A 26,128-nucleotide genomic window follows, 5' to 3' on the forward strand; every position below is an offset into this window, starting at 1 on the left:
TATATATTAAAATTTAACATCAAGTCCAAAAATTACTGATTTAGGCTGTGGATACCTTCCTAAGTCGATACCCGCAGAGTTTGCATTAGTATCTGCACGTGCAATTTCAGGATCTAACCCAGAATAATTTGTAATCGTAATAAGGTTTTGACCACTTATATAGAATCTTATATTTGAAAAATGGCTGTCAAATGTTTCTCCTGATAATGTATATCCTAAAGTGATATTTTTTAATCTTGTATAAGAACCATCTTCAATATAACGCTGATTGGCTGAAGACCAGTTGATATCTGCTCCCTGCGCTCTAGGCAAAGTAGCCGATGGATTGGTTACAACACCATTTACAACAATTGCTCTGTCTAAAACTTCTGTACTGGCATTAAACAAACGATTCATCCCTGTTAAATCAAATTTGTTTGCATTGTAAATATCGTTGCCCTGAACTCCAGTTATAAAACAGTTAAAATCAAAATTTTTATAGGCTGCCGTAAGGTTTAAACCATAAGTAAAATCCGGATATGGATTCCCAATATTAGTTTTATCATTTGAATTGATAATTTTATTACCATCACGGTCAACAATACGAATATCTCCTGGTTTAATAATAGTTTGACCCGGGCCAAAAACGGCATCTACTTCTGCCTGATTTTGATAAATCCCATTAGTTTGGTAACCATAAAAATAGAATAACGGCTGACCTACTTCCAGTCTTGAGAAGTTCTCTAAACCTGCTCTTGCAGTTGGACCGCCTAACACACTCGTTACTCCCGGTGCTAAACTTGTTACTTCGTTTTTGCTTGTTCCTAAATTAGCTACGGCAGACCATGTAAAATCTCCTTTTCGATCATTGTAGCCTAATGAAATTTCATATCCTGATACCTTTACATCGGCAATATTTTGAATTTGAGTTCCACCACCTGCAGATCCTACAGAGGCTGCTAACGGAACTGCAAAAAGAATATCACTGCTTTTATTATTAAAATATTCAAAAGATCCTGTGAATTTTTCGTCAAACAAACCAAAATCTAAACCTATGTTTCTATCTTTTTTAGATTCCCATTTTAAGTCAGGATTAGAAGCAACTCCAAGAGAAACACCTGGTGCATTTCCTCCGTTAATTGGATAATTATAATCAGCCAGTAATGTCGCTGCGTATTGATAATTGTCTATTCTGTCATTTCCTGTTGTTCCTGTACTTGCTCTAAGTTTTAGTGTACTAAAAACAGAATCTGCCATAAAACTTTCTTTGGCTATATTCCATCCCACAGCAAATGAGTAGAAATTACCCCAGCGGTTATTCGCTCCAAAACGAGATGAAGCATCTCTACGCCCTGAAACTGCAAGTATATATTTATCATCGTAATCGTAATTGATACGGGCAATATATCCAATATTTTTTTCTTCGAAATTTCCTGAACTCAAACTTCCTTCATTATATCGCAGCTGATCAATTTCGTTTGAAATATAGTAACGGCTTCCTGCAGCTAAATTCTGCCCTTTTCCGTCAATTTTAGTGATAACTCCTAATACCTCAATATTATGTTTCGCTGCAATAGTAGTTTTATAAGTTAAACTATTATCAAAAACAATATTCTGCCCTTGGGTATTGGTTTCATTAGTTGTTGAAAATGCTTGTTTATGATAGGAACCGTCACTAAAACTAGGAATAAAAGTATGATCCTTGCTTGTAAAATAATCTAATGAAACTTGTGATTTAAATTTCAGGCCTTTATAAATTTCTAATTCAGCATAAATATTTCCTATTATAGATAAATTATTAATTTTTTGATATCCTAAATTGGCTACACGAACAGGATTTTCGGCATCATTACCATCAATAGCACTTGGCCCTTGATAACCGCCTAAATTTGCTCCATTGTAAACCGGTAAATAAGGTGCCATTTTAATAGCATGCTCCAATAATGTTCTTCCTCCTGAGTTACGCTCCGGATTGATTTTACTGAAAGAGATTCCGATATTACTTCCTACCTTAAGTCTGCCAATATCTTGTGTATTATTAGCTCTAAATGAATAACGTTCAAAACCAGTATTGATAACAGCTCCTTCCTGTTTCAAATATTCAGCAGAATAACGGGACGTAGAAGTTTCTGTACCATTTGAGAAACTCAAATTATAATCCTGCATTACACCGCTTTGAAAAATTTGATCCTGCCAGTTGGTATTTGTATTACCAAATTCAGCAGCTCTTGCTGTTAAATCACTTCCTAAATCTTTAGCGTATTGAAGATATTGCTGCGTATTTAAAACATCATATCTTTTTGTAATAGTCTGAAAACCGGCATACGTGCTAAAATTTAGCTGCCCCGGTCCTTTTTTTCCTTTTTTCGTAGTAACCATAATTACTCCGTTAAACGCTTTTGAACCGTATAAAGCTGTTGTTGAAGCATCTTTTAAAACAGACATCGATTCAATATCATTAGGGCTCAGTCCAGATAAGTTACTGGTCAAAACTCCATCAATTACATATAGGGGAGCACTGTTTCCCATTGTAGCCAAACCACGAATCGTAACCGTAGGATTAGAACCCGGAGCACCATTTACAACAGTTACACCCGCGGCTCTCCCTTGTAAAGCGGACTCTGCATTTGTAATAGGCACTGCGGCAATATCTTTTGAACCTACTGTTGAAATTGCTCCGGTTACTTTGGTTCTCTTTTGAGTCCCGTAACCTACTATAACTTCATTTAAGCTTTGTGTGGATAAGGCTAAAGTAACATCAATAGTATTTCTGGTACCTACAGTGATCGTTTGTGAAATTAAGCCAACAAACGAAAATGTAATTTTGTCTGTAGGGTTTACACCTTTTAAAGTATACTTCCCGTCAAAATCTGTAGCGGCACTGTTTTGTGAGCCTTCTACATTAACACCGGCACCCGGAAGAGGAAACCCCGAGGGATCTGTAACTATCCCCTGTATGGTCTTTGACTGTGCCATCATATTATGACTGCTGATTATCAGCAATGTGATTATTGCATATTTCAATTTTAACATCATTTCAATTGGTTTTTTGATTAGTTTAAATAGTTATTTGGTTGTAAAGTTTTAGTTATTGTAATGCTTATTCTAAAATTTAAAAGTGGTTTTTATAGCTCTTAATTTTTAATATAAATAAGAATTCAATACATAATTTGGTTTCAATTCATACTGTAATTTTTAAAAAGGTTAATACTTGTTTTCCTGGGTTATTTAATTTTTCTTACATCCAAAAATATAAGCTTAACCTAAATTTTGTCTATTAAAAATGATGCAAAAACTATCAATTTTGTAGCATGAAAACTACAGAAACAGACATATTGCCGGTTTTTAAGCGATTTATCGAAAAAAACAGAAATAGGATTTTAATAATAATGCTGCTCCTTTTTTAAGCATGAAATAAAAAAAGGCTTCAATTACAATTATTCAATAATTACTTAAAAAAGGTTTTAAGTGTTAATTACTTTTATTTTAAATATTTAAGAACAAAAAAAGACGGTATAAACCGTCTTTAAGTCTAATTCAAAATGAATAAGCTATTTGCTGTGCGTAGGCAGCTGCCCGTATTTTTCTTTATAACATTTTGTAAAATAAGAAGGAGAACTAAAACCTGTTTTAATACTAATTTCGGTTATATTGTCATTGCCCAGCTCTATTAATTCTTTGGCTTTTTCTAAACGAACATTCCGTATAAATTCATTTACAGAAACACCTGTTAAGGTTTTAATTTTTCGATACAACTGGCTTCTGCTTAAAAATACTTTTGATGCCAGAACCTCAACACTCAATTCATATTCATTGATGTTTTCATTAATATAATTGAGGACATTTTTTATGAATTCATTATCCAGTGTGGTCGTTTTTTCTTTTGCTTTTGGAGTAATGCCGTTGTAGAATTTATTAAACATAATCTGCCTGCTTTTAAGCAGCTGTACTAAACTGGATTTTAAAATATCCATATCAAATGGTTTGCTCAGATACATATCTGCACCGGAATCTATTCCTTCTAATTTATCTTTGACCAATGCTTTTGCAGATAGCATCATTAGCGGAATATGACTGGTTTTTAAATCGGCTTTAATGTTTTTGCATAACTCTAAACCATTCATAACAGGCATAATTACATCTGTCAAAATCAAATCTGGCTGTTTTTGCAAAGCTGCTTCTAAACCAATCTGGCCGTTTTCTGCCGTTATTACTTTATACTCTTTTTTGAGTTCATTTTTTAAATAATTGCGCAGTTCTACATTATCTTCCACAATTAAAATGGTATAAACACGATCTTGTTTTTCCTGATCATCCTGTGATTGATCTGTTTCTTTTTCGATGGCTGGTGTAAAACTTAGTTTTTTCTCTTTTTTAAATTCTTCCTGCAGTATTTCATTTTCATTAAAAAATTCTTTCCCAATCGGGAATATTAATTTAAAAGTAGTACCGGCTCCTAATACACTTTCTACTTCTATACTTCCTTTGTGTAACTCTACAAATCCGCGAACTACTTCCAAACCAATTCCTGTACTTCCGTAATACGCTTTATTTAAATTATTTACCTGATAAAAACGATCAAAAATTCGCTTAATATCTTTTTTATCCAACCCCGCGCCCGTATCTTTAATAATGACTGAAAAAGAAGGGTTACTGTAAGCAGGCTGTAATAATGGAAAATAAATTAACTCCTCGTCAATTATTACTTTTACTGTTATTTTTCCATTATCAGGAGTAACCTTAAATGCATTTGAAATCACATTAAAAATAATTTTTTCAAACATTTTAGGATCTGCCCAATCGTTTAATGTTTTTTTATCTGATTCAAATTGCAATTCAATTCCACGACTTTGGGCTTCTTCATCAAAATAGCTTACAATTTCTTTTGTAAAACCAACTATCTCTAATTGCTGTACTTTTAGCGGTATTTTATTAAACTGAAGCTGATTAAAATCCATCAGCTCGTTGATTAATCTTGAAAGTCTGTCAGAACTTTTTTGAATCGTTTGCAGTTTATTCAAAACACCGCCTGAAAGTTCCTGCGTATTGTTCTTGAGTATATCTGCTAAAGGGTTTAAAATTAAAGTAAGCGGTGTTCTAAACTCATGCGAAATATTGGTAAAGAACTGTAATTTTTTATCATTTAATTTTTCGATCTGAAGGGCTTTTTTCTGTTCAAATTGTATTAATTGTTTCTGTTTGAACCTGTTTTGATAATATTGATTACCAAAATAAATGGCCGCCAGCACTAACAGCGAATAAAAGAGATAAGCAAATGATGTTTTCCACCAGGGCGGTAAAATTTCAATTCTTAATTCTAATGGTTTCTGGCTCCATGCTCCGTTTTTTTCAGATGCTTTGACCTTAAAAACGTATTTTCCGGGAGCTAAATTGGTATAAGTTGCAGAGCTTTTACTGCCCACATAATTCCACGAATCTTCAAAACCTTCTAAGTAATAAGCAAATTCGTTTTTGGCGGGAAAAGAATAATTTATGCCAATAAAATCAATGGTAAATACAGACTGATCGTGCTTAAGAATTATCTTTTTTGTTTCGGATATTACTTTTATTAACGGTGAATTTTTCTCCAGCGGCTTTACTGATTTATTAAAAAGTTTCAGATCCGTAAAATAAATGGGAAGCTGTTTTTTGCTTTTGACCAAATTGTCAGGATTAAAACAATTTAAACCTTCGTAACCTCCAAAATACAGCAGTCCGTTTTCATCTTTTAGAACAGAATTGTTGTTAAAATCATTTCCAAGCAAACCATCGTAAGTTGAGTAATTGACAGTTGTTTTGTTTTTTAAATCCATACTGCTGATTCCCTTCCTTCCGCTTAACCAGATTCGCCCGTCATTAGATTCAATAATGGAGGCTATTGATTTTTCATGAAGCCCATTAAAATTTATATACCATTTTAGAGTATCTGTTTTTTTATTGTAGCTGAATAATCCTGCACCGTCTGTACCAATCCAGATTTCTTTGTTTTTCGCCTGATATAACGTATTAATAGTGTGTATGCTTTTATGATTTTTGAGTTTCTCTGACATTTTATCGCGTAAAGAAGTCACAGAAAAAGTAACAAAATCCTTCGTACTGACTTTATACAAACCGGTTGTTGAACCAACCCAAACAGCATCATCAGAATCCGCCATTACTTTTCTAATGTCTAAATTCACCATTCCATTGGCATAAAATGGTTTTGCATTGCAATGATGAAAACGACCGTCTGACGGAGTATAATAGTGCAGCCCTTTTGCAAAAGTTCCAATCCATATTACACCTCTTGAATCTTCGGTAATACTCATAATATTATCTGAAGCTAAATCAGAAGTGTTTTTTGTGTTGTAATTAATAAAGTTTCGGCTTCCTTTCTTCAAAAAAAAGATTCCCTCATTCCAGCTTGCCAGCCAGACATTTTGTTTTTTATCTATAAAGACTTTAGTAATGTTATTATTTGTTAATCCCGAATAAAAATGAGAATCTGATTTGGCAACGTGTTTAAAGTTTTGGGTTTCGGGATTGTAAACATCAACGCCTCCGCCTTCCATAGAAATCCACAACTGACCTTCATGATCTTTGGCAATTCCGGTAACACAATTGGTTTGTAAGGACTGCGGATTTCCGGCTAAACTTTCAATTCCTTTTACCTTAGTATTTATTCGATCAAAAACACCTAAACCTTTGTTATAATATCCCAGCCAGATTCTTTTTTCTTTGTCTACATATAATGACCAGACAGAATTAGAACCTAAACTACGGTTATTGTATTTACTATTTTCATATCTTTTTTGAACAACACCTTCGCTATTTACAATAATTAATCCGTCATTTTCTGTTGCACAAAGAATAGTTTCGGGATCTGCAGCCAGAATCGACATGATTCTTTTTCTGGTAATAGGAAAAGTAACTGCTTGTTTCTCTTTAGAATATAAATTGGCTTTAACCAGACCTTTGTATCCGTTGCCAATCCATAAGTTTTGTTTACTGTCAAAAAACATAGATATAATGGTGCCAGACAGCAATTCATTATTTTGGGCAATTTTTACTTTTTTTACCTCATTTTTTAGTGGGTCAACTACTTTTAAACCAGAATTAGTTCCTAAATAAATTGTTCCTTTTTTATCCTTTACTAAACAATGAATCAAATAATTTACGGCATTTGGAGTGTCGAGTTTAAGGCTTGTAATTTTTCTTGACTTCACATTTAGTTTTAGCAGACCATTATTAAATGTTCCTAAAAAGATATTGCCGTTATTGTCTTCAATAATACTTCTTACGGAAATTACAGTTTCTTTTTGGTTTGGTTTTCGAAGGTCGATATTCTCAAAAGTATCCAAATTCCGATTATAAAGACACAATCCTTCATCGGTACCTGCCCACAAGCGGTTTTGCGTATCTACATAAACCGTATAAATTAAATTGCTGTTAATAGAATTGCTGCGTTTTGAGTCTTGCTCGTAACCCACATAATTTATTCCATCATATTTATATAAACCTGCACCATTTGTTCCCATCCACATAACGCCAAATTGATCTTGTGCAATGGTATAAATACCGCTTTTTGAAGTCTCATTATCTACCAGACGAAATTGATAGTTTTCAAATGTATTTTGAGAAAACAAGCTGTTGATTATAAAAAACAAAATAGCAATGGCTCTAAAACATTTTTTTGAGGACATTATAAAATGATTGTTAAATTAAAATTCAATTTATATTGTTTAATAAAACACAATATTGGGGCTGTTTCTTTTTAAGTATAAATTAGGTCACAATTTGCGATTTGCATTATAACTTTTATTTAGTTCACCAGCAGCATTCCTCCATTGGAAGGAATTTTTATTTCAACTTCCTGATTATTTTTAGGCTTGATTGTTTTTACTTTTCCATTTAATTTTTCATCATCAAAATAGCAGCTTAATGATGCATTGGAAACAATCATTGGGAGTTTCAATTTTAAACTCAACATTTCTTTTTGAGCGTTTACTCCTGCTATATACCACTTCGTTCCTTTTCGGCGGGCCAGAATTACATATTTACCCGGATATCCTTCTACAAAACGAACTTCATCCCAGGTTGTGGGAACTTCTTTCATAAAATTTACTGCCCAGATCGGAGCATCATTTAAATTGTTTGGTGCCAATGCAAAATGCTGTACACCGCTTTGAAAAAGCACAGCCGTCGCTAAAGCAAATACATCTGAAGTCATTCGTTTTGATCCTTTGTTAGGAGTGTTTTCACTATTGTAAAATTGGTTTAAGGCGCTTCCGCCAAAATCCATGCTTCCTACAGTATTTCGAATAAAAGTATGCGTACTGGCATTAATCGCCTCATTGTCACAGCTTGCCTGCCCAAAATGCAGATTTTCACTCGCTAAAACAGCTTCACTTGAAGCAAAATTAGGATACATACGCTCCCAGCCTCTCGGTAAGGTGCAGCCGTGAAAAATAACCATCAAACCAAAATCATTGGCGTCTTTTAAAATGTCTTCGTATAACTTCATGGTGACTTGTTTGTCTCCTCCAAAGAAATCTACTTTAATGCCTTTTACATCGATGCTTTTTAACCACGCCATTTCCTTACGGCGAATGATACTATTGTCCATCATTCCTCTTGGTCCTTGAGGTGCATCGTTCCAATATCCGTTTGAATTGTACCATAAATACAAGCCAACACCTTTTTCGGCGCCATATCGTGATAATTCAGCGATTTTATCTTTTCCGATCTGAGTGTCCCAAAGCGCATCAACTAAAATAGTCTGATATCCCATTGCAGCGCTAAAATCGATATACTGTTTTTGTACAGGAAAAATAGTGTTGTCATCCATTTTCATAATCCAGCTCCACGAACCTTTGGTATATTTATATTCTTTTGAAGCTTCGTATTTTGGTTTCACTAAATCAAATGGAATTGTGGTCTCTACAATAGGAGCCAGAGTTTCGCCAACTGTAATCGTTCTCCAAGGCGTTTCGCTAATAAGCGGTATGCCTGGCGAAGTTGTTCCATTTCCGTTATTTTCGCCCATCATTGGAAAACCAATAGTGTATAATCCTTTTTCCTGCCCAATTAATCTGCTGGCACAATATCCGCTGTCAACACCGGTTTCAGATAGTAAAAGCCATCCGCTATTGTTCATTTTAAAAAGACAAGGAAATGTATAACCTTCGCCAATTCCGTTTTTTTCCATAGAATCATCTAATACATACGATGTTTCATAACTTGGTGCAGTTCTGGCAAATCCGGTCATTGGCTTACTTTGCGGACAAAGAAATGTAGTTGTGCCTTTCGGCAGAAGAAAACCTGAAGCTTCTTCCTGTACCACGCAGGAACGGCTTTCATTTTGCGGATATACTTTATATTTAAAAGCTGCATTGTTATTGCTCACTCTAAATATAATGTCAATTGCTGCTTTATTTTCTTTAGTAAAAGAAAAAACAGCTTCGTTGGCTTCATAATGTACGTTGCTGTTTTTTATATTAGGAAGCTGGTATTTTTCGTCAATTTTATTTTGAACCGGATCTGTTTTTAAAGTTAGTCCTGTTGTAAAATCCCCAACATTGGTTTTTAAACCAAGCGGAGACTTTTCTAAAAACATTTTTTCATTATAGGAAATACTATAAAAAGGCTGACCGTTAGAAACAAAAAAAGAAACTTTAAGTTTTCCGTCGGGGCTTTTTAGGACTGATTGTGCATTTAAGTTTAAAAAACTAAATAGACATAAGCATAAAACATATTTAAAACTCATAATTCGCTGTAGATTAATTATTTTTTTTTGATATAGAAATTTAAAAAGCCATCTTTAGTTTATTGAATATCCATTTTTATCATTTTTAAATCTTTAGCATCAGAACTGTTCCCATAATACACTTCGTATTCTCCGGAAGCGATATTCATTGCTCTGGTTTTAGTATCATAAAACTCAAATGAAGAAGCCGGTAAATTGATCGTTACATTTTGTTTTTCGCCTGCTTTTAGCTCCATTCGTTTAAAAGCTTTTAATGTTTTTAACGGCCCGTCTGTGTCATTTAATTTTCGAACATAAACCTGAACAATCTCTGTTCCGTAGCGTTTGCTGCTGTTTTTTATTGAAAATTTTAGCTGCGTTTCTTCATTAGATTTTATCTTGCTCTTGCTTAAATTTCCTGCTCCAATTTCGAATTTAGAGTAGCTTAAACCAAAACCAAACGGAAACAAAACATCTGTGGTATAACGATAAGTTCTTCCTTTCAACGAATAATCTTCGAAGTCGCCTAATTTATCTGAATTTTTATAAAATGAAATGGGCAGTTTTCCCGCAGGATTATAATCTCCAAAAAGAACATCGGCTACAGCCTGACCTCCTGATTCTCCCGGATACCAAGCCTGCATAATTGCGTCGCAGCTTTCTGTTTCAGGCGTTAAAGCAATAGCAGATCCTGAACAGTTTACAAAAATTACTTTTTTACCAGCCGCTTTAAGTTCTTTTAAACATTTTCTCTGTACAGCGGGAAGTTCAATATTGGTTCGGTCGCCGCCTTTAAAACCGGGAAAGGAAACAGGCATTTCTTCTCCTTCCAGTAAAGTCGAAAGCCCGCCTGCAAAAATTACCGTATCAATGCCTTTTAATTTTTGAATTAAACCTTTGAAATCGATGTCAAACTCTTTTCCAAAATCGAATTCTAAATTCGCCTGCCAATCGTTTGACTGAGCAAAAAGAATTTCGATTTTATATTTTTTTCCGGCTTCAACTGCAAACTGGATTTTGCCGGGAACGGTACGCCAGTTGGTATACTTTGCTATCGATTTTCCATCAACAAATAATTCAAAAGCTCCGGTTGCTCCGGTTTTAAAAACAAGATTTTCAGTTTCTTTCGCTGTAAATTCGGTTTCATATTTTGCCGAAAATCCTTCTAGTTTAACTCCCGAGGCAAATTCATGCTGACCTGCAGTGGTCATTTTTACAGGGTTTAAAATTTGCTGCGAAACAACACTATTCCCTTCTCTATTAGGATTATTCCAATAAGTGGCTTTCATTCCTTTTTTTCCTTCAAAGGAAAATTGATCAAAATAAGTATCCGTAACTTTATCCTCGACTAAATCACAAGATTTATCGTATAGGATTTTGTTTTCAGTAAGTTTTGTTTCAATTCCTTTTTTAATGGTAATGGTTTTATTGGGTGTTCCGTTATAATTTCCCCATAACATAGGTTCATTATCTGCATTTGGCCCAATAACGGCCACTTTATTTATGGCTTTATTTAAAGGAAGAATATTGTTTTTATTTTGTAAAAGCGTCATTGACTTTTGAGCCATTTCCAGCGCTAACTGCTGATGTTCTTTACTGTTAAGCACAGTTGCCGGAATTTTAGTCCAGGGTACAATCGAGTCATCGTCCATTTCGCCCAAATCAAAACGACCGATTAAAACACGAAGCAGACTTTTATTGATTTCTTCTTCTTTAATTAAATCTTTTTCAACGGCTTGGGATAATTTTTTAAAAGAGTATTTATCCCAAACACATTCAACATCAGTTCCTGCCAATACTGCTTTTGATGCGGCATGCACATCATCTGATGAAACTTTATGTGTGGTATAAAAATCTGTAACTGCGCCGCAATCTGAAACTACCAAATATTGAAATCCCCATTCATCGCGAAGAATTTGCTGTAACAATCGGGTATTGCTGCAGCAAGGTTCATCATCTAATCGCTGATACGCACACATTACTTGTCGAACATCGGCTTCCTGCACCAAAGCTTTAAATGCCGGAAGATACGTTTCGTGTAATTCACGTGGGTTTACATTATTCAAATTCAATTCATGTCTGCTCCATTCTGGGCCGGAATGAACAGCAAAATGTTTGGCACAAGCCAAAAGCTTTCGGTATTTTGCATCTGCTGGTCCCTGAAGTCCTTTTACAACCGAAACTCCCATTCGTGAAGTAAGATAAGGATCTTCGCCATACGTTTCCTGTCCGCGTCCCCAGCGCAGGTCTCTAAAAATATTGACATTTGGTGTCCAGACTGAAAGACTTAAAAAGCGTTTATTTTCATTTCCGTTTTGAATCCATTGGTTGTATTTTGCACGGGCTTCATCTGAAACTGCATCAAATACACGAAAAAGCAATTGATCGTCAAACGAAGCCGCCATCCCAATAGGTTCAGGAAAAACAGTAACATTATCATTATTAGCATAACCGTGCAGGGCTTCACTCCACCAGTTAAACTTTTTGATTCCTAATCTTGGTATAGCATCACTTTGATCGCACATTAATGCTGCTTTTTCTTCGAGCGTTAATCTGGAAATTAAATCTTCTGCACGCTTTTTAGAGCTAAGCGACGGATCTTTATAAGGATATTGCTGTGCATTTAAATTGAAAAAACATAGCAAACTTAAAAGATATAGATAATTATTTTTCATGTTTTTTTGATTAAAGATTGGGAGCTTTTAAACTGCATTACGGATTGGTCTGCACCGGATTGCCTAAAATTGTATAGGCTGCAAATTTTGACTGATCGACAGACTTAAATAAAAACTGCGAAAACATATATAATCCGTTTTTCCAGACTTTAAAATCATGTATTCCCGGTTCAATGTAGTAAATATGCGGAACATTATTTTTTGATAAATAATCGTGTGTACGGGTGCTGTTTTCTATAAGCCAGTCTTTATCGCCGCATGAAATCCAAAGTAGTTTGAGTTTCTTTTTTGCTTCTTCAGGATTTGGAAGTAATTCTTGCGGCAGCTTTGTATTTGGTGCAGCCGAAAATGCTCCTACCCACGCAAACTTATCTAAATTCCCTAATCCGAAATTCAAAGATTGTCCGCCTCCCATCGATAAACCGGCAATGGCACGGTTTTCCCTGTCTTTTAAAACCGGATATTTTTTTTCAATAAATGGAATTAAATCCTTTAGAAGATCCTGTTCAAAAACGCTGAAAGCTTTTACCTTTTCCGGATCCATTATATTTCCTGCAGCGCTGTCATCTTTCATTGCCCTTCCATTTGGCATCACAACAATCATGGCTTCAATTTTTCCTTCGGCGTAAAGATTATCTAATATAACCTGCGGATTTCCTCCCTTCAGCCATTCTTTTTCATCTCCTCCTATTCCGTGTAAAAGGTATAAAACAGGATATTTTTTCTTTTTGCTGAATCCCGGCGGCGTATAAATCGTAGCTTTTCTAACGGAACCTACCGTTTTAGATTCGTAAGTTACGGTCTCTATTTTTCCTTGTTTAACATTTGGGTCAGCTACATCAAATCCAAGTGGAGCCTGAATTATAAAAGGTTCTTTGCCATTAGACAATGCATAACCGGATAACGACAACATTTTTTCGGCATAACGTCGGCCCAATTCTCTGTAACCATCAGCATTAAAATGTAAAAAATCAGGTTCAGCCTTACATCCTTTTGAAGAAATAACATAGGAGTTTGGTATAACCTGAGGCAGTTTTGCAATTATGGTATTCATACTGCCGCATTTACCGTTCTGGTCTTCATTTACAGTTTCTCCAGAAAGTAACGGAACTTTTTTAGGATCGAGATTTAAGTCTTTTATTAAATTATCATATACAATTTTTACTTTTTTAGGCCAAAGCGTATCGCCAGTATTCGACTCTCCCTGATGCAATAAAATGCCTTTTATAACGCCTTTTTGCTGCGCAATTTTTGCCATTGCTACTAATCTTGCATATGGATTTCCGTCGTATTCTTTTACTATGTTTTTTAGCCAGTCAGGAGAACCTGCAACATACGTTTCGAAATTATTTTTATCAAAAAGTTCTATTTTACAGCCTCCAACAGCAACATTTATAACGCCTATTTTTATTTTCTCCGGAAGATTGGATACCATCGTTCTTCCAAAATAATCTATCGGAGTAAGTCCGGTTGTACATCTGCACAAAGGCGGAACTGCTGTATACCATTTTCCCATTTCACGTCCCATTTCAGGACAGTTGACTGCGGCTAAAACCTGAAAACGCGAATTAACATTTATTTTGTCTTGCGGTTCAATTTTAGCATAACCTTCCATATTAGATTGTCCTAAACTCAAATAAACATGAAAATCTGAATCTTGTGAATATCCATTTTGGGCTAGTAGAAAAAGAATTACGAATTTTAAAAACCTACTTATTGATTTCATTATTTACAAATTTGTTTTTGGTTTGAAGATTTAAAAAATGAACAACTATTCCGGATGCGCGTCATTAGCAGCCGTAGCATATAAACCTATCAATGCTCCGGTAAAACCTCCGGCGACATTGGTTGAAAGAATATCTCCCGAAACTGCTCTGCCTAAGTTTTCAAAATCAACGCCGTTGGCAGCATAACTAAATTCATAGCTGTCACCTTTGGCTTTTACCAGCAGACGTAATGAATTTGTTATTTTGATTTTAGCACTTGCTATAATTTTTGACTGTCCTTTTTCTGTTCTTTCTAATAAAATAAAAGTATCGTTTGCTTTTTTTGTGATTCCAAATACATAATTAGATCGTTCATTCTGAAGGCAGACAATACCAGCCAAATCCTTTTCTGACTGCGGTTTGTAATCAACTGTGGCAGTAAATGAAAATGTGTTGTGCTGCTGTCTGTAAAAAAGTGTAGAAGTTGGTTTAACCTCTTTAATGTTTACTTCAAATGGAGTTATTTCTAAGCCTTTTTTACTCAATGAAATAAAGTTTTCGCGCGGACCTCTTAATCCAATCCATCTGTAATCTAATTTTTTAGAGGTAAAATTTTCGGTAAACGTGAAATTGCCGTTAGGAAAAAATCCATCTTTTCCCGTTTTATTTGTAACTCCTGCTGGCATTTTTAATTTGGGCTGCAGGGGAATTAATCCGTTTTCAAAAACAGGAAAATCTCCAGACCAGTCTACAGGCAGTATAAAAGTTTCTCTTCCTGTGTTTACCCTGTTTTGATTATTTGGGCGAATGCCTAAAAAAACGCCATAGTATTTATTATCTGGCCCTTGTATTAAATCAGCATGACCCGTCCAATCTACCTTATTGGTTCTGTCGTTTGGAAAATAACGCTGCGTAAGTATCGGATTATTTGATGACGGTTTAAAAGGCCCTTTCGGATTATCACTTATAAAAATAACTTCGCTGTGATTATCCCCTGTTCCGCCTTCGGCACACATTAAATAATATTTTCCGTTTTTTTTATATAAATGCGGCGCTTCAATCCAGATTGGTTTTTTAGAAAGGTCAACGCCTCCGTCTACAATAATCTTATCAGTGCCGGGAATTACTTTATCTGTATTGAGATCATATTCCCAAACTTTTATAACACGATGCCCTTCGTACAATTCTTTCCCTTTATCCGGCGCATCATTATGAACAATATAGCCTTTGCCGTTGTCATCAAAAAATATGGAAGGATCAATTCCGCCAAAGCCTAATTTTACAGGGCTTCCCCATCCTTTAATAGGATCTTTTGTTTTCACTATAATATTTCCCAGTCCGCCGGAAAATGCTGTCACAATCATATAAAAGGTATCATTATGCGGATTATAAGTAATTCCGGGAGCATAAACGCCTTCGCTGATTCCGGTATCATACGGATTAAACTCTGAAACATTATTTAAAACACCGCCCAAATCTGTCCAGTTTACTAAATCTTTAGAATGAAAAATGGGTACACCGGGAAACATGGCAAATGAAGAACATGCCATATAATAATCATTGCCTTTTTTTGTAATAGCAGGATCAGGATAACATCCCTGTAAGACTGGTGTATAAAATTCATCCTGTTTTAATGGGTTCTCATTATAAATTGAATCATCACCACTATAAATAACATTAGAAAAGACAGCTGTTTTTTTAGCTTCTATTTTTTTCTGAGCTGCTCCATTAAAAAAAAACAAAAGTATTGCTGTGGTAAAAAAAAAGATATTTCTTTTAATCATTTGTTATACTATTTATTTATAAGAAAAACATTAAAAAGCCCAGAGAATGCCTCCCGGCTTCAAATAACTAACTCAAAACCAGTATAAGGTAACTGTAAGATTAACACTCATTACTATAATTAAATTTGTTATATAAGTTGATTAACAGTCGAATTTTGATAAGCTGCTTTTCAGCTGCCTGAAACAAAAAAGTTAGTCATAAAATTGATTTTGAACCTAGCTTAGTCAATAAGTGTGTTTTAAACAAATATAATGAAAAACAAATTATACACAATCGGTTGTGTGTTATTTTTATTAATAATAACTAAAAAAAATAGCTATAAAAAATTATTAATTAAATTTTAAACATAAAATATTAAGCTTTATTTAAAAAATAGTTTTTAAAAAGAAAGTTGATTATCAAATATAAAATGATATTTGATAAATTTTAGCAAAAGAATAAAACATTGCAAGAAATACCAAATATCAGAAAAATGAAACAAAACTATATCTAAAATTAAGCATTTCTAGAGAAAAAACTTAAAATTTTATTTACCTAAAAAATAAGATGGAAGGGATTATCATTAAGGTACAGCAAAAACCCCAAAAAAACAATCGGTTGTATTTTATTTTTCCGATGATTCTTTTGAAATCTTGCGATTAATATTTTAAACCTATTTTGAAGGTATTATGGTGTAAGATAATCCTTTTTTAGTCTCAAATACTGCGGTATAACCAATAGATGATTTTTCGCTTTTGATATTAAGATTTTTAATTATAAAGGGCTCTGCTGATCTTATTGCACATTTACTGCCATTATTAGACACAATTTTTGCCTGACTCATTTTACCTTCGTTCCATTTTAGATCTACTGTAAAATTTCCTTTTGCTGTTATGCCTTTAATTTCGCCGTCTGCCCATGAATCAGGCAGAGCTGGCAGCAGATGAATTTCATTATTCTGGCTTTGCATTAACATCTCAATAACGCCTGCAGTTCCGGCAAAATTTCCATCTATCTGAAAAGGCGGATGAGCATCAAAAAGATTTGGATAACATCCTCCGTGCCCACCGTACTCTGTACTATTATCTTTTGTTAATCTCAATTGATTTTTGAATAATTTGTAAGCATGATTTCCGTCTAAAAGTCTCGCCCACATATTTACTTTCCAAGCAAGGCTCCAGCCCGTTCCGTCATCGCCGCGCAATTCTAATGTTTTCTTTGCCGCCGCAGCCAGTTCTGGTGTTTTTAAAGGCGAAATTAAATTTGCTGGATGTAAAGCATAAAGATGAGAAGTATGCCTGTGATGCGGATCTTCATCCTCAAAATCTTTATACCATTCCTGAAGCTGTCCTTTGCTTCCAATTTTAAAAGGAAGTAATTGATCTGCCGCTTTGTTTACAGTTTGTCTGAATTCTAAATCGGTATTGAGTACTTTGGAGGCTTCTATAGTATTTTCAAATAAATCTTTTATGATTCCGATGTCCATAGTCGAAGCCGTCGTTACGACACCTTCTTTTTTCCCATCATAATAATATTTATTTTCTGGAGAAGTCGACGGCATGGTTACCAAATAACCATCCTTATCTTTTTGAAGCCAGTCCAAGCTAAATTCTGCCGCTCCTTTTATAATTGGATATACTTTTTTTAGATATTCCTTATCGCCAGTATATTGGTAATGTTCCCATAAATGCCTGCTCAGCCAGTTGGCGCCCATATACCAATTTGCCCACATAGGGTCGCCTTTTCCTAAATCGCCTACAGGATTGGTCATTGCCCAGATATCCGAATTATGATGTAATACCCATCCGTTGGCATGATAATAACTTTTGGCAGTTTCGGCTCCTGTTACAGAAACATTTTTAATAAATTCGTCAAGTGGAAAAAACAATTCAGATAAACTTCCCGATTCTACAGGCCAGTAATTCATCTGTAAATTAATATTTGTTGTATAGTTACTGCTCCAAGGCGCGCGAAGTTTATTGTTCCAAATTCCCTGCAAATTGGCCGGTGTATTGTGTGTTCGAGAGGAAGAAATTAACAAATAACGTCCGTATTGAAAAAACAAAGCTTCAAGTCCGGCATCTTTTTCTCCTTTTGCATATTGTTCTAATCTTGTATCTGTTGGCAGATTGGATTTATTGGTTTCTTTTTCATTTAATTTTAAAGAAACTCTATTAAAGAAATACTGAAAATCAGCAATATGTTCTTTTAATAAACTATCGTATTTTTTAGCAGAAGCTTTTTTAATCGGACTTTCAGCAAATTTATGCTCGTCTTTTCCCTGACTGTCCGGACATTTATCAAAGCCGTTGAAACTTGTTGCAGCCGAAACGAAAAGTAAAATCTCACTTGCATTTTTAATGACTAATTTATTTCCATCAGAACTTACTTCTCCGTCTTTTATAACTGGTTTAATAATTAATTCAAAACGCATTCCTCTACAACCTGCTGCATCTTCATAAACAACGGGTTCTTTATTGTAATCAATATAATTAGGATCTGAGTGAGAAGGTGCTTTTCCTTTTAAAACCAGCGTTTGATTTTGTATTAATTTTTGATTTCTTAAAAGACTTGAAGCATCAATTGTCACAGAAAGTTTCTTTAACTGATCTGCCGAAAGTTTAATTACAATACATTGTGCAGGTGCCGAAGCAAATATTTCTCTTTTATAATTTACGCCGTCAATTTTAAAATTTGTTACTGCTAATCCTGTTTCAATATCAAGGCTTCTGTTATAAGAATCGGCTTTTTGTCCGTTAAAATTCTGATTTAAAACAAGATCTCCCAACGGCATAAAACTTTCGCTGTAAGCTCCTTGCATATTTTTAGTCAAATCATATGCTTTTTCGAAATTTTCATTCGTAAGTGCTTCTCTAATTAGTGCCAGATTTTTAAAAGCATTCGGATTTACATTTTTCGCCACAGGGCCTCCGCTCCATAAAGTCGCTTCGTTCAACTGAATTAATTCAGAATCTACTCTTCCAAAAACCATTGCACCAAGTGTACCGTTTCCTATTGGTAAAGCTTCTGTCCATTCAACAGCGGGTTGGTTATATTGCAATTTTAAATCCTCCTGCGAATAGGAAGAAAATCCTGCCATTATAAATAGAAGAAAAAAGCTTTTTTTAAGAGAATTGTACAACATGTATTTTTAATTTTAGATAAATTCTTAAATCATTTTCAGTTTTAAAACGGTAACCGAATAAGCAGGAAGACTTAATTCCTGTTTTCCTTTTGTTATTTTGTACTCATTTTGTTTTGGAGTTATTTTTTTTGGATCTGCAAAAGTATTTTCATCTTGTGTACTTGGACTTTCCAGCCTTATAATCGTGCCTTTTGAACCTAATTTTGCTCCTTTTAAATCGATATTCACTTCTGATGCTGATGACGCTGTATTAACCAGCTTCACAATTATTTCTTTGCTGTTTATATCTTTTACTGCCGATGCGTATAAATCGTTCTGACCTGTTAAAGCTTTTCCGTCTTTGGTAATACTCAATAAATCTGTTCCTTTATTGGTTGAAAATAATTGCTGCACATAATAATTGGCTGAACCATGAGATTCTAAATTATTAAACCAAATCATATCAGGTGTCCATTGCCAGGCGTCTTCGTGCGCCATTAAAGGTGCATATGAAGTTAATTGAACTACTTCTGCATTTCTTTCTAATCCAGTCATAAAAGCAGCTTCAGAAAAAGCACATTCCCAATTATTTCTATTATTCGGATTGGCTCCTGAAACACTTTGCGCTGCATATTCTCCAGCAAATATTTTAGGTCCTTTTCTGTCATAATTGTCGTAACGTCCGGCATTTTCTCTAAACCATTTTGGGCTTTCATAATAATGTTCATCTACCAATTCTGCATTCAGTTTTTTTAGTTCTTTCATAGCAAAATCAAAATGTTCGCCTGCGGGAGAAGGGCCGCTTCCAGAAACAATAATGATATTTGGATATTTTGCTTTTATGGCTTTTTCAAAAACTTTGAATCGGTCAATATAATCCGGTCCCCATTGTTCGTTTCCAACGCCAATATATTTTAGATTAAATAGTTTTGGATGTCCCATATCCGAACGGATTTTTCCCCAGGTTGTAGTCACAGCGCCATTAGCAAATTCAATTAAATCTAAAGCATCCTGAACATACGGATCGAGTTCGTTTATCGGAGCCAATTCTCCGGTATTGTACTGACAAGCCATTCCGCAGCTTAAAATTGGAAGCGGTTCTGCACCAATATCTTCTGAAAGCTGAAAATATTCAAAAAATCCTAATCCAAAACTTTGAAAATAATCGGGAGTTTGTTTATGACTGAATTCTACATTCCAACGGTTCATCTTCGTTTTTCTTTCCTCTACATTTCCAACTGATTTTTTCCATTGATAACGGTCTGACAATGTTCTTCCTTCGACAATACAGCCGCCAGGAAAACGTAAAAAACCAGGTTTCATATCATATAAAAGCTGAACCAAATCTTTACGAAGTCCATTTTTTCTGTTCTTCCAGGTATCTTCAGGAAACAATGAAATCATATCTAAATCTATAGTTCCTGTTCCTTCAAAAGTTATTTTCAATTTTGCTTTTGCCTCGGTTTGAGTCGCTGTAATTTGTGAAGTATAATTCGTCCATTGATCCGATTTTGGAACAATGCTCGTTTCTCCAATTACTTTTTGGTCTTTATCAATTAACTGAAAAATGATTTTTTTGATTGCATTTTTTTCATTGGCAGCTTTTAATGAAAGATTGTATTTTGCATCTTTCTTCACTCCCATTCCTCTGAAACCTTCATTTATTAAAGTATAACCTTTATCATTATTGATTTCAACTCTGCAAAAATTAGTATTGTTTGCCGCTATTTTGATTGGTGCTGCACTGCCCGATTCTTTGTTCAAAGAAGATCTTTTTGTATTTGGCTGTTCCCATCCCATCAAAGGTTTATCAAATTCAAAAGATCTGTTTTTAATCAATTCGGCATATAGTCCGCCGTCTGCAGCAAAATTGATATCTTCAAAAAACAAACCGAACATGGTAGGCTGGATTTTAGTAATAGTTTTAGCAGCATCAACTTCTAAAGTCGCTTTTTGAGCATTCACATAAAAACTGCTTAGCAGCAGATTGCAAATGATAAACTTTATAAGGTTATTATTTTTCATAGTTTTTGGAATGAAACTGATTATTTTTTTACTGCCTCTAATTTAGCAGGAAAAGCTGATTGTCCGTCTAAATTTGTTACAATTAATTCGTCTACATTTTTACTTTCGACTGCGTATTTAAAATAATCTGGTTTATTTTTCCCCCATTGTACGGTACAATTCTGCACTTTAATACGTTCTGCCGAATCAAAATAGAATCCTGAAGTGCTTCCTTTTACAAATCCTTCAACATTAGAAGGACGTCTGTCATAAACTCCGCCAGGAAAAGAAGTAGTTTTATCAATAAAAACACTTACATTATCAAAAACAATATTTTTAATTTTGTCTTTGGATTCTCCGCTTACAAACACGCCGTTTTCTCCTGTACATTGAATATTAGAGAAATAGATGTTTTTTATTTCACCTACTTTTCCTTCTGTTGCCCCTTTTGGAAAACGCCAGTTGGCATCTTTATGATTCCCTTTTGCTCTGCTGAAAGCCGTTACATAAATTGGCTCTGCTTTTCCCCACCAAGTATCTGTCGTCAATTTACTTTCGATAATGATATTAGAGAAAATAACATCGCTCACGGTTCCTTCATCTCTGTTCTGAATTCCTAAGGCACGATTGCTGTTTTTTATAATACAATTATTGAATACTACTTGTCTAATCGCATCCATGTTTTCTGAACCAATTTTAATCGCACAACTGCTGCTTGTCATGGTACAATTGGTAACGGTAATGTTTTCGCAGGCACCAAATTCTTCAAATTCTCTTCGGTTTTTTAGACAAATACAATCGTCTCCGCTTTCAATATAACAATCGCTGATTCTCACATTTTTAGAATGATCCAAATCTATACCGTCGCTGTTACGTACTTTTAAACTATTCAATAAAGTAATTCCACTGATTACAACATCATTACAGCCAACCAAATGAACTGTCCAATAAGCTGAATTTCCGATATGAACATCTTTGATTCTGATATTTTTTCCTCCAATAATTGTCAATACATGTGGTCGCGGATCCAGTACATTAAAAGGTTTTAAAACATAGGAATCTTCCAGTTCTTCACCCATAAACGAAATTCCGTTTCCATCAATTTTTCCGCTTCCGCTAATGGTAAAATCCTCTACATTTTCTCCTCCAATCCAAATTGTGCCTTCTCCCGGATTGGTTCTAAAAGCGCTTTTGGTATATAATTTTTCATCTGGACTTGCTAACAATTTTGCTCCGGCTTCAATATGTAGCTCTACTTTTGATTTTACATCAAATGGCCCGGCCAAAAACGTAAACGGTGCCGGAATTAAAACTCTTCCGCCTGTTTTACTGCAGGCATCAATTGCTTTTTGAATGGCTGCTGCATCATTGGTTTTTCCGTCTCCTTTTGCTCCGTATTTTTTAACATCATAAACATTCTGAGCTGCAACGGTGAAGGAAATACAAAAAATTAGGATCGCAATTATAGATTTCTTTTTCATTTCATTTTATTTATTAAAAACCTTGTTTAAGACAGCCTTCACAAAGTTTCTGGTTTATTTTTTTATCTCGCAATCCCGATAACTATCGGGAAGAGAGCCATAATTTTTTTTGTTTCACGCAGATGTTGCAGATTTTGGCAGATTTAATTAGATTTCTTTATAAAAATATCTGCGGAATCTGCTTAAATCTTTTTAAATCTGCGTGAAACAAAAAATTTACAATCTCAGGCAAAAAAACTTTGCGTCTTCGCACCTTTGTGGCAAAATTTCAATGCGCAGGCAATTCAAATTTATTTTGTTCTGGTTCTATTTTTCTTTTTAATGATTCGCTGTCTAAATTACTCGACGAAACATCTTTAAAAACAATCTGATTGATTTTATCCGAAGGAATATCAATAGTTTTCATCGCAAGATTTTTTACATCATCAAAAACAAAGGCGGGACGAAAATCTTCTTTCTCTAAAATCAGTTTTACATTCTCCATTTCGATTCCGTTTACGTGACGCACATAAAATCCCCAAGAAGGTAATTCTCCAAACATGGTAAATTCAGGGTAACCGTTTATATTTTCTTTTACATCTTTCAATCTGCTTAAAGGATGATACGCCATTCCTTTTGAAGCTCTTCCCGGATACGTAATTTCAATATTTTCTAAAGTCACATTTTCTATCAAATGCCCCGGAATTCCTGCAATCGAAGCGGGAAACGGATTATGGAAATAATCAACTTCTGGTCCGCGTATATCATAATCAATATCTGGACGGCCAAAAGGAATCTGTGCTTTTAGGTTTTTAATTGATACATTTTTGATATATCCCGGTTTGTCTCCATTTCTGTGGCCTAAACGAATCAATATTGCATTTCCTGTATTTACAGCCGTAATATTAGAAACTTTAATATTCTCAATTTCAGCGCCATCTACAGATTCAATCGCAATTGCCGATCTGAAAGTATCATAAACCTTAATGTTTTCAACCGTAACGTTTTTAAAACTGCCGTAAGAACCTGTACCAAATTTTACTGCATTGGCACTCGATCTAATGGTACAATTTCCGATGTAAATGTTATTATTTTGCAATCCCGGCGATTCTGATTTTAGACAGATTCCGTCATCAGCAGCGTTTACATTACAATTGGTAATTCTAACATTTTCGCAGCCGTCAACGTCAATTCCGTCATTATTCCAATAAGCGGTACTATTGACTTTCATAGAATCAATTACAATATTTTTACAATCTGTAAAACATTGTACCCAACCCGGACTGTTTTTTAATGTAATATTGATCATCGTTATAGAATCACATTTTACAAACGAAATCAGCTTTCCTCTATGGTCTTCAGGACGCATTCTTCTATAATTGTATTTGGGATCAATTAGAACTCCTGTATGATGCAGAGAATCAATTGCTAAAGCCAATTCTCTTCCTTGTCCGTCTATAATTCCTTTTCCGTTTACTGCAATATTTTTTGATTTATTAGCTATAATCAAAGCTCTTATTCCTTCATATTTCGGATAATCATCAGGATTGGTACTTCCTAACAAAATGGCTCCTTCTTCAAAAAACAATTCAACTCCGGTTTTTAAAACGATACTTCCGGATAGAAATTTACCTTTAGAAAAAACAACTCTTCCACCTTTGCTTTTATTTGCTGCGTCAATTGCTTTTTGAATGGCTTTTGTATTTAAAGTTTTGCCATCTCCTATGGCGCCATATTTTTTAATATCAAATACCTTTTGTGCCGAAACGGTTAAGGAAACACAAAAAACAAACAGTGCGATTATAAAATTTCTTTTCATTTTACTTTTTTTATTTTGATCCTTAATTTTAACTATCGAGAACTTTACAAAGTTTTATTTCACGCAGATGTTGCAGATTTTGGCAGATTAAATTAGATTTCTTTATAAAAATATCTGCAGAATCTGCTTAAATCTTTTTAAATCTGCGTGAAAAAAACTTTGCGTCTTCGAGCCTTTGCGGCAATTTCTAATCTTAAAAATTACCAAAAAACAGTATATAAAGCCACTAATATTCCGCAAATAATAAATGAACCAACAATAAACTCTGAAGAGACTTTAAACATAGAATTATCGACTTCTATTGCATGGATTTCAGTCTCTTGCTCTGAAAGTGGTTTTGCCAGACTAATGCCAACCATTATAAACACAATTAAAAAGAAAACAATAGTCATTCTGTCTAAGAAAGGATAATCAGGAAAAGCGCCATCTGTCCACATTGGCAGGAATTTCAATATAGCCGCGAGCGGTACTGTTAACAATGCGCCCGCAAGTCCGGCTGCCGGAGTTGTTTTTTTCCAGAACATTCCCAATAAGAAAATCGCTAAAACGCCCGGAGAAAAGAAACCTACATATTCTTGTATAAATTGATAGGCCTGATCTAATGATTTTAATGCAGGAGCTACAAAAGCTGCAATAATCATACAAACTACAACGCACCATCTTCCTGTACGGACCAGTTTTTTTTCTGATGCCTGAGAATTGAAATATTTTTTATAAATATCTAATGAAAAAATAGTCGAAATACTATTGGCTTTTCCAGCCAAAGAAGCTACGATTGCCGCTGTCAAAGCCGCCAGAGCTACACCTTTTAATCCCGCAGGAAGTAAATTCATTAAAGTTGGATATGCCTGATCTGGTTTTAAAACTCCTGCGGCATCAACCATTTCCTGCTGAAACATTCCATTTGAATGCATTACAAACATGGCGATACCCGGTAAAACGGCAATAATGGGAACTAATAATTTTAGAAAAGCGGCAAATAAAATTCCTTTACGGGCAGTTTTTAAATCGGCCCCTAAAGCTCTTTGAACAATATATTGGTTACATCCCCAATAAGCCAGATTATTGATTAACATACCGCCGATCAAAACAGACATTCCCGGCAGTTCATTATAATGCGGATTTGATTTGTCTAATATCATGTGTAAATGTCCCGGTGCTTCATCAGCAATAATAGCCAATCCTTTTAGAATGTCTTTTCCAAAACCAAACTGATCTGATAATAAAGTCAATGCCAAATAGGTTGTTACCAATCCTCCAAGAATTAAAACTATAACCTGAAACATATCAGTGTATCCAATTACTTTCATTCCTCCTAAAGTAACAATCACGGAGAATAAACTTAGCGCAATAACACAAAACTGAAAACTAACCGGAGCAATTGAAGAAATGGCCAAAGCTCCTAAGTAAATTATAGAAGTAAGATTTACAAATACGTAGATTAAGAGCCAAATAATAGCCATAATAGTACTTACTGTTCCGCTGTATCTTTTGGCTAGAAACTGCGGCATGGTAAATATTTTGTTTTTAAGATAAATTGGTAAAATGAACATGGCCACGATAATTAATGTCGCAGCAGACATCCATTCGTAAGAAGCAATTGCAAGTCCGATAGCGAAACCCGAACCACTCATACCGATAAAATGTTCTGCTGAAATATTAGAAGCGATCAGGGACGCCCCAATTGCCCACCAGGTAAGTGATCCTTCAGCCAAAAAATATTCGTTGGAACTGGTCGCTGCAGTTTTCTTGCTTCTGTAAATATACATGCCATAGGCCGTGACTATGACAAAGTAAATAAAGAAAACTATGTAATCTGCGGTTTGTAATACATTCATAATGGTGTGGTTATTGTGTGGTTAGTTAGTAAAAT

Annotated in this window: 11 protein-coding genes; all 11 read right to left on the bottom strand. The window is 34.6% G+C overall.

Annotation, left to right across the window (positions count from 1 at the left end; genetic code table 11):
• Positions 1 to 6 precede the first annotated feature (6 nt).
• The 11 genes from BUE10_RS20365 to BUE10_RS20415 all read right to left on the bottom strand — a co-directional run bounded on the left by BUE10_RS20365 (position 7) and on the right by BUE10_RS20415 (position 26,093).
• A complete protein-coding gene (locus BUE10_RS20365; protein ID WP_073488463.1) occupies positions 7 to 3,015 on the bottom strand; it encodes a SusC/RagA family TonB-linked outer membrane protein in 3,009 nt (1,002 codons plus the stop codon).
• Between the two features lie 515 nt (positions 3,016 to 3,530).
• The gene (locus BUE10_RS20370; protein ID WP_073488466.1) at positions 3,531 to 7,661 is read right to left on the bottom strand and encodes a hybrid sensor histidine kinase/response regulator transcription factor; all 4,131 of its coding nucleotides are present in this window, start codon (positions 7,659 to 7,661) and stop codon (positions 3,531 to 3,533) included.
• A gap of 119 nt (positions 7,662 to 7,780) precedes the next feature.
• Positions 7,781 to 9,724, bottom strand: a complete 1,944-nt coding sequence (locus BUE10_RS20375; RefSeq protein ID WP_073488469.1) for a glycoside hydrolase family 97 protein — start codon at positions 9,722 to 9,724, stop codon at positions 7,781 to 7,783.
• A gap of 59 nt (positions 9,725 to 9,783) precedes the next feature.
• A complete protein-coding gene (gene xyl3A, locus BUE10_RS20380; RefSeq protein ID WP_073488472.1) occupies positions 9,784 to 12,378 on the bottom strand; it encodes a xylan 1,4-beta-xylosidase in 2,595 nt (864 codons plus the stop codon).
• A gap of 37 nt (positions 12,379 to 12,415) precedes the next feature.
• Positions 12,416 to 14,104: a sialate O-acetylesterase gene (locus BUE10_RS20385; RefSeq protein WP_083598216.1), complete on the bottom strand. Its 1,689-nt coding sequence runs from the start codon at positions 14,102 to 14,104 to the stop codon at positions 12,416 to 12,418.
• A 45-nt stretch (positions 14,105 to 14,149) separates the two neighbouring features.
• Positions 14,150 to 15,868 (bottom strand): glycoside hydrolase family 43 protein, encoded by a 1,719-nt coding sequence (locus BUE10_RS20390; protein WP_073488475.1) that lies wholly within the window; start codon positions 15,866 to 15,868, stop codon positions 14,150 to 14,152.
• Positions 15,869 to 16,521: 653 nt separating this feature from the next.
• Positions 16,522 to 18,993 (bottom strand): glycoside hydrolase family 95 protein, encoded by a 2,472-nt coding sequence (locus BUE10_RS20395; protein ID WP_073488478.1) that lies wholly within the window; start codon positions 18,991 to 18,993, stop codon positions 16,522 to 16,524.
• Positions 18,994 to 19,017: 24 nt separating this feature from the next.
• The gene (locus BUE10_RS20400) at positions 19,018 to 20,997 is read right to left on the bottom strand and encodes an alpha-L-arabinofuranosidase C-terminal domain-containing protein (protein WP_073488481.1); all 1,980 of its coding nucleotides are present in this window, start codon (positions 20,995 to 20,997) and stop codon (positions 19,018 to 19,020) included.
• A 20-nt stretch (positions 20,998 to 21,017) separates the two neighbouring features.
• Positions 21,018 to 22,457 carry a glycoside hydrolase family 28 protein gene (locus BUE10_RS20405; protein ID WP_073488496.1) on the bottom strand — a complete coding sequence of 480 codons (1,440 nt, stop codon included), beginning with the start codon at positions 22,455 to 22,457 and terminating at the stop codon, positions 21,018 to 21,020.
• A gap of 268 nt (positions 22,458 to 22,725) precedes the next feature.
• Positions 22,726 to 24,255 (bottom strand): glycoside hydrolase family 28 protein, encoded by a 1,530-nt coding sequence (locus BUE10_RS20410; RefSeq protein WP_073488498.1) that lies wholly within the window; start codon positions 24,253 to 24,255, stop codon positions 22,726 to 22,728.
• Positions 24,256 to 24,455: 200 nt separating this feature from the next.
• Positions 24,456 to 26,093, bottom strand: a complete 1,638-nt coding sequence (locus tag BUE10_RS20415; protein ID WP_073488500.1) for a sodium/sugar symporter — start codon at positions 26,091 to 26,093, stop codon at positions 24,456 to 24,458.
• Between the last annotated feature and the right edge of the window lie 35 nt (positions 26,094 to 26,128).

It is taken from the genome of Flavobacterium sp. CF108, assembly GCF_900129795.1.
GTDB lineage: Bacteria > Bacteroidota > Bacteroidia > Flavobacteriales > Flavobacteriaceae > Flavobacterium.

Excerpts from the sequence above, each read along its gene's own strand:
- BUE10_RS20370 (WP_073488466.1), bottom strand. The coding sequence starts at position 7,661 with ATGTCCTCAAAAAAATGTTTTAGAGCCATTGCTATTTTGTTTTTTATA.
- BUE10_RS20405 (WP_073488496.1), bottom strand. The coding sequence starts at position 22,457 with ATGAAAAAGAAATCTATAATTGCGATCCTAATTTTTTGTATTTCCTTC.
- xyl3A (WP_073488472.1), bottom strand. The coding sequence starts at position 12,378 with ATGAAAAATAATTATCTATATCTTTTAAGTTTGCTATGTTTTTTCAAT.
- BUE10_RS20415 (WP_073488500.1), bottom strand. The coding sequence starts at position 26,093 with ATGAATGTATTACAAACCGCAGATTACATAGTTTTCTTTATTTACTTT.
- BUE10_RS20390 (WP_073488475.1), bottom strand. The coding sequence starts at position 15,868 with ATGATTAAAAGAAATATCTTTTTTTTTACCACAGCAATACTTTTGTTT.
- BUE10_RS20385 (WP_083598216.1), bottom strand. The coding sequence starts at position 14,104 with ATGAAATCAATAAGTAGGTTTTTAAAATTCGTAATTCTTTTTCTACTA.
- BUE10_RS20395 (WP_073488478.1), bottom strand. The coding sequence starts at position 18,993 with ATGTTGTACAATTCTCTTAAAAAAAGCTTTTTTCTTCTATTTATAATG.
- BUE10_RS20375 (WP_073488469.1), bottom strand. The coding sequence starts at position 9,724 with ATGAGTTTTAAATATGTTTTATGCTTATGTCTATTTAGTTTTTTAAAC.
- BUE10_RS20365 (WP_073488463.1), bottom strand. The coding sequence starts at position 3,015 with ATGATGTTAAAATTGAAATATGCAATAATCACATTGCTGATAATCAGC.
- BUE10_RS20410 (WP_073488498.1), bottom strand. The coding sequence starts at position 24,255 with ATGAAAAGAAATTTTATAATCGCACTGTTTGTTTTTTGTGTTTCCTTA.
- BUE10_RS20400 (WP_073488481.1), bottom strand. The coding sequence starts at position 20,997 with ATGAAAAATAATAACCTTATAAAGTTTATCATTTGCAATCTGCTGCTA.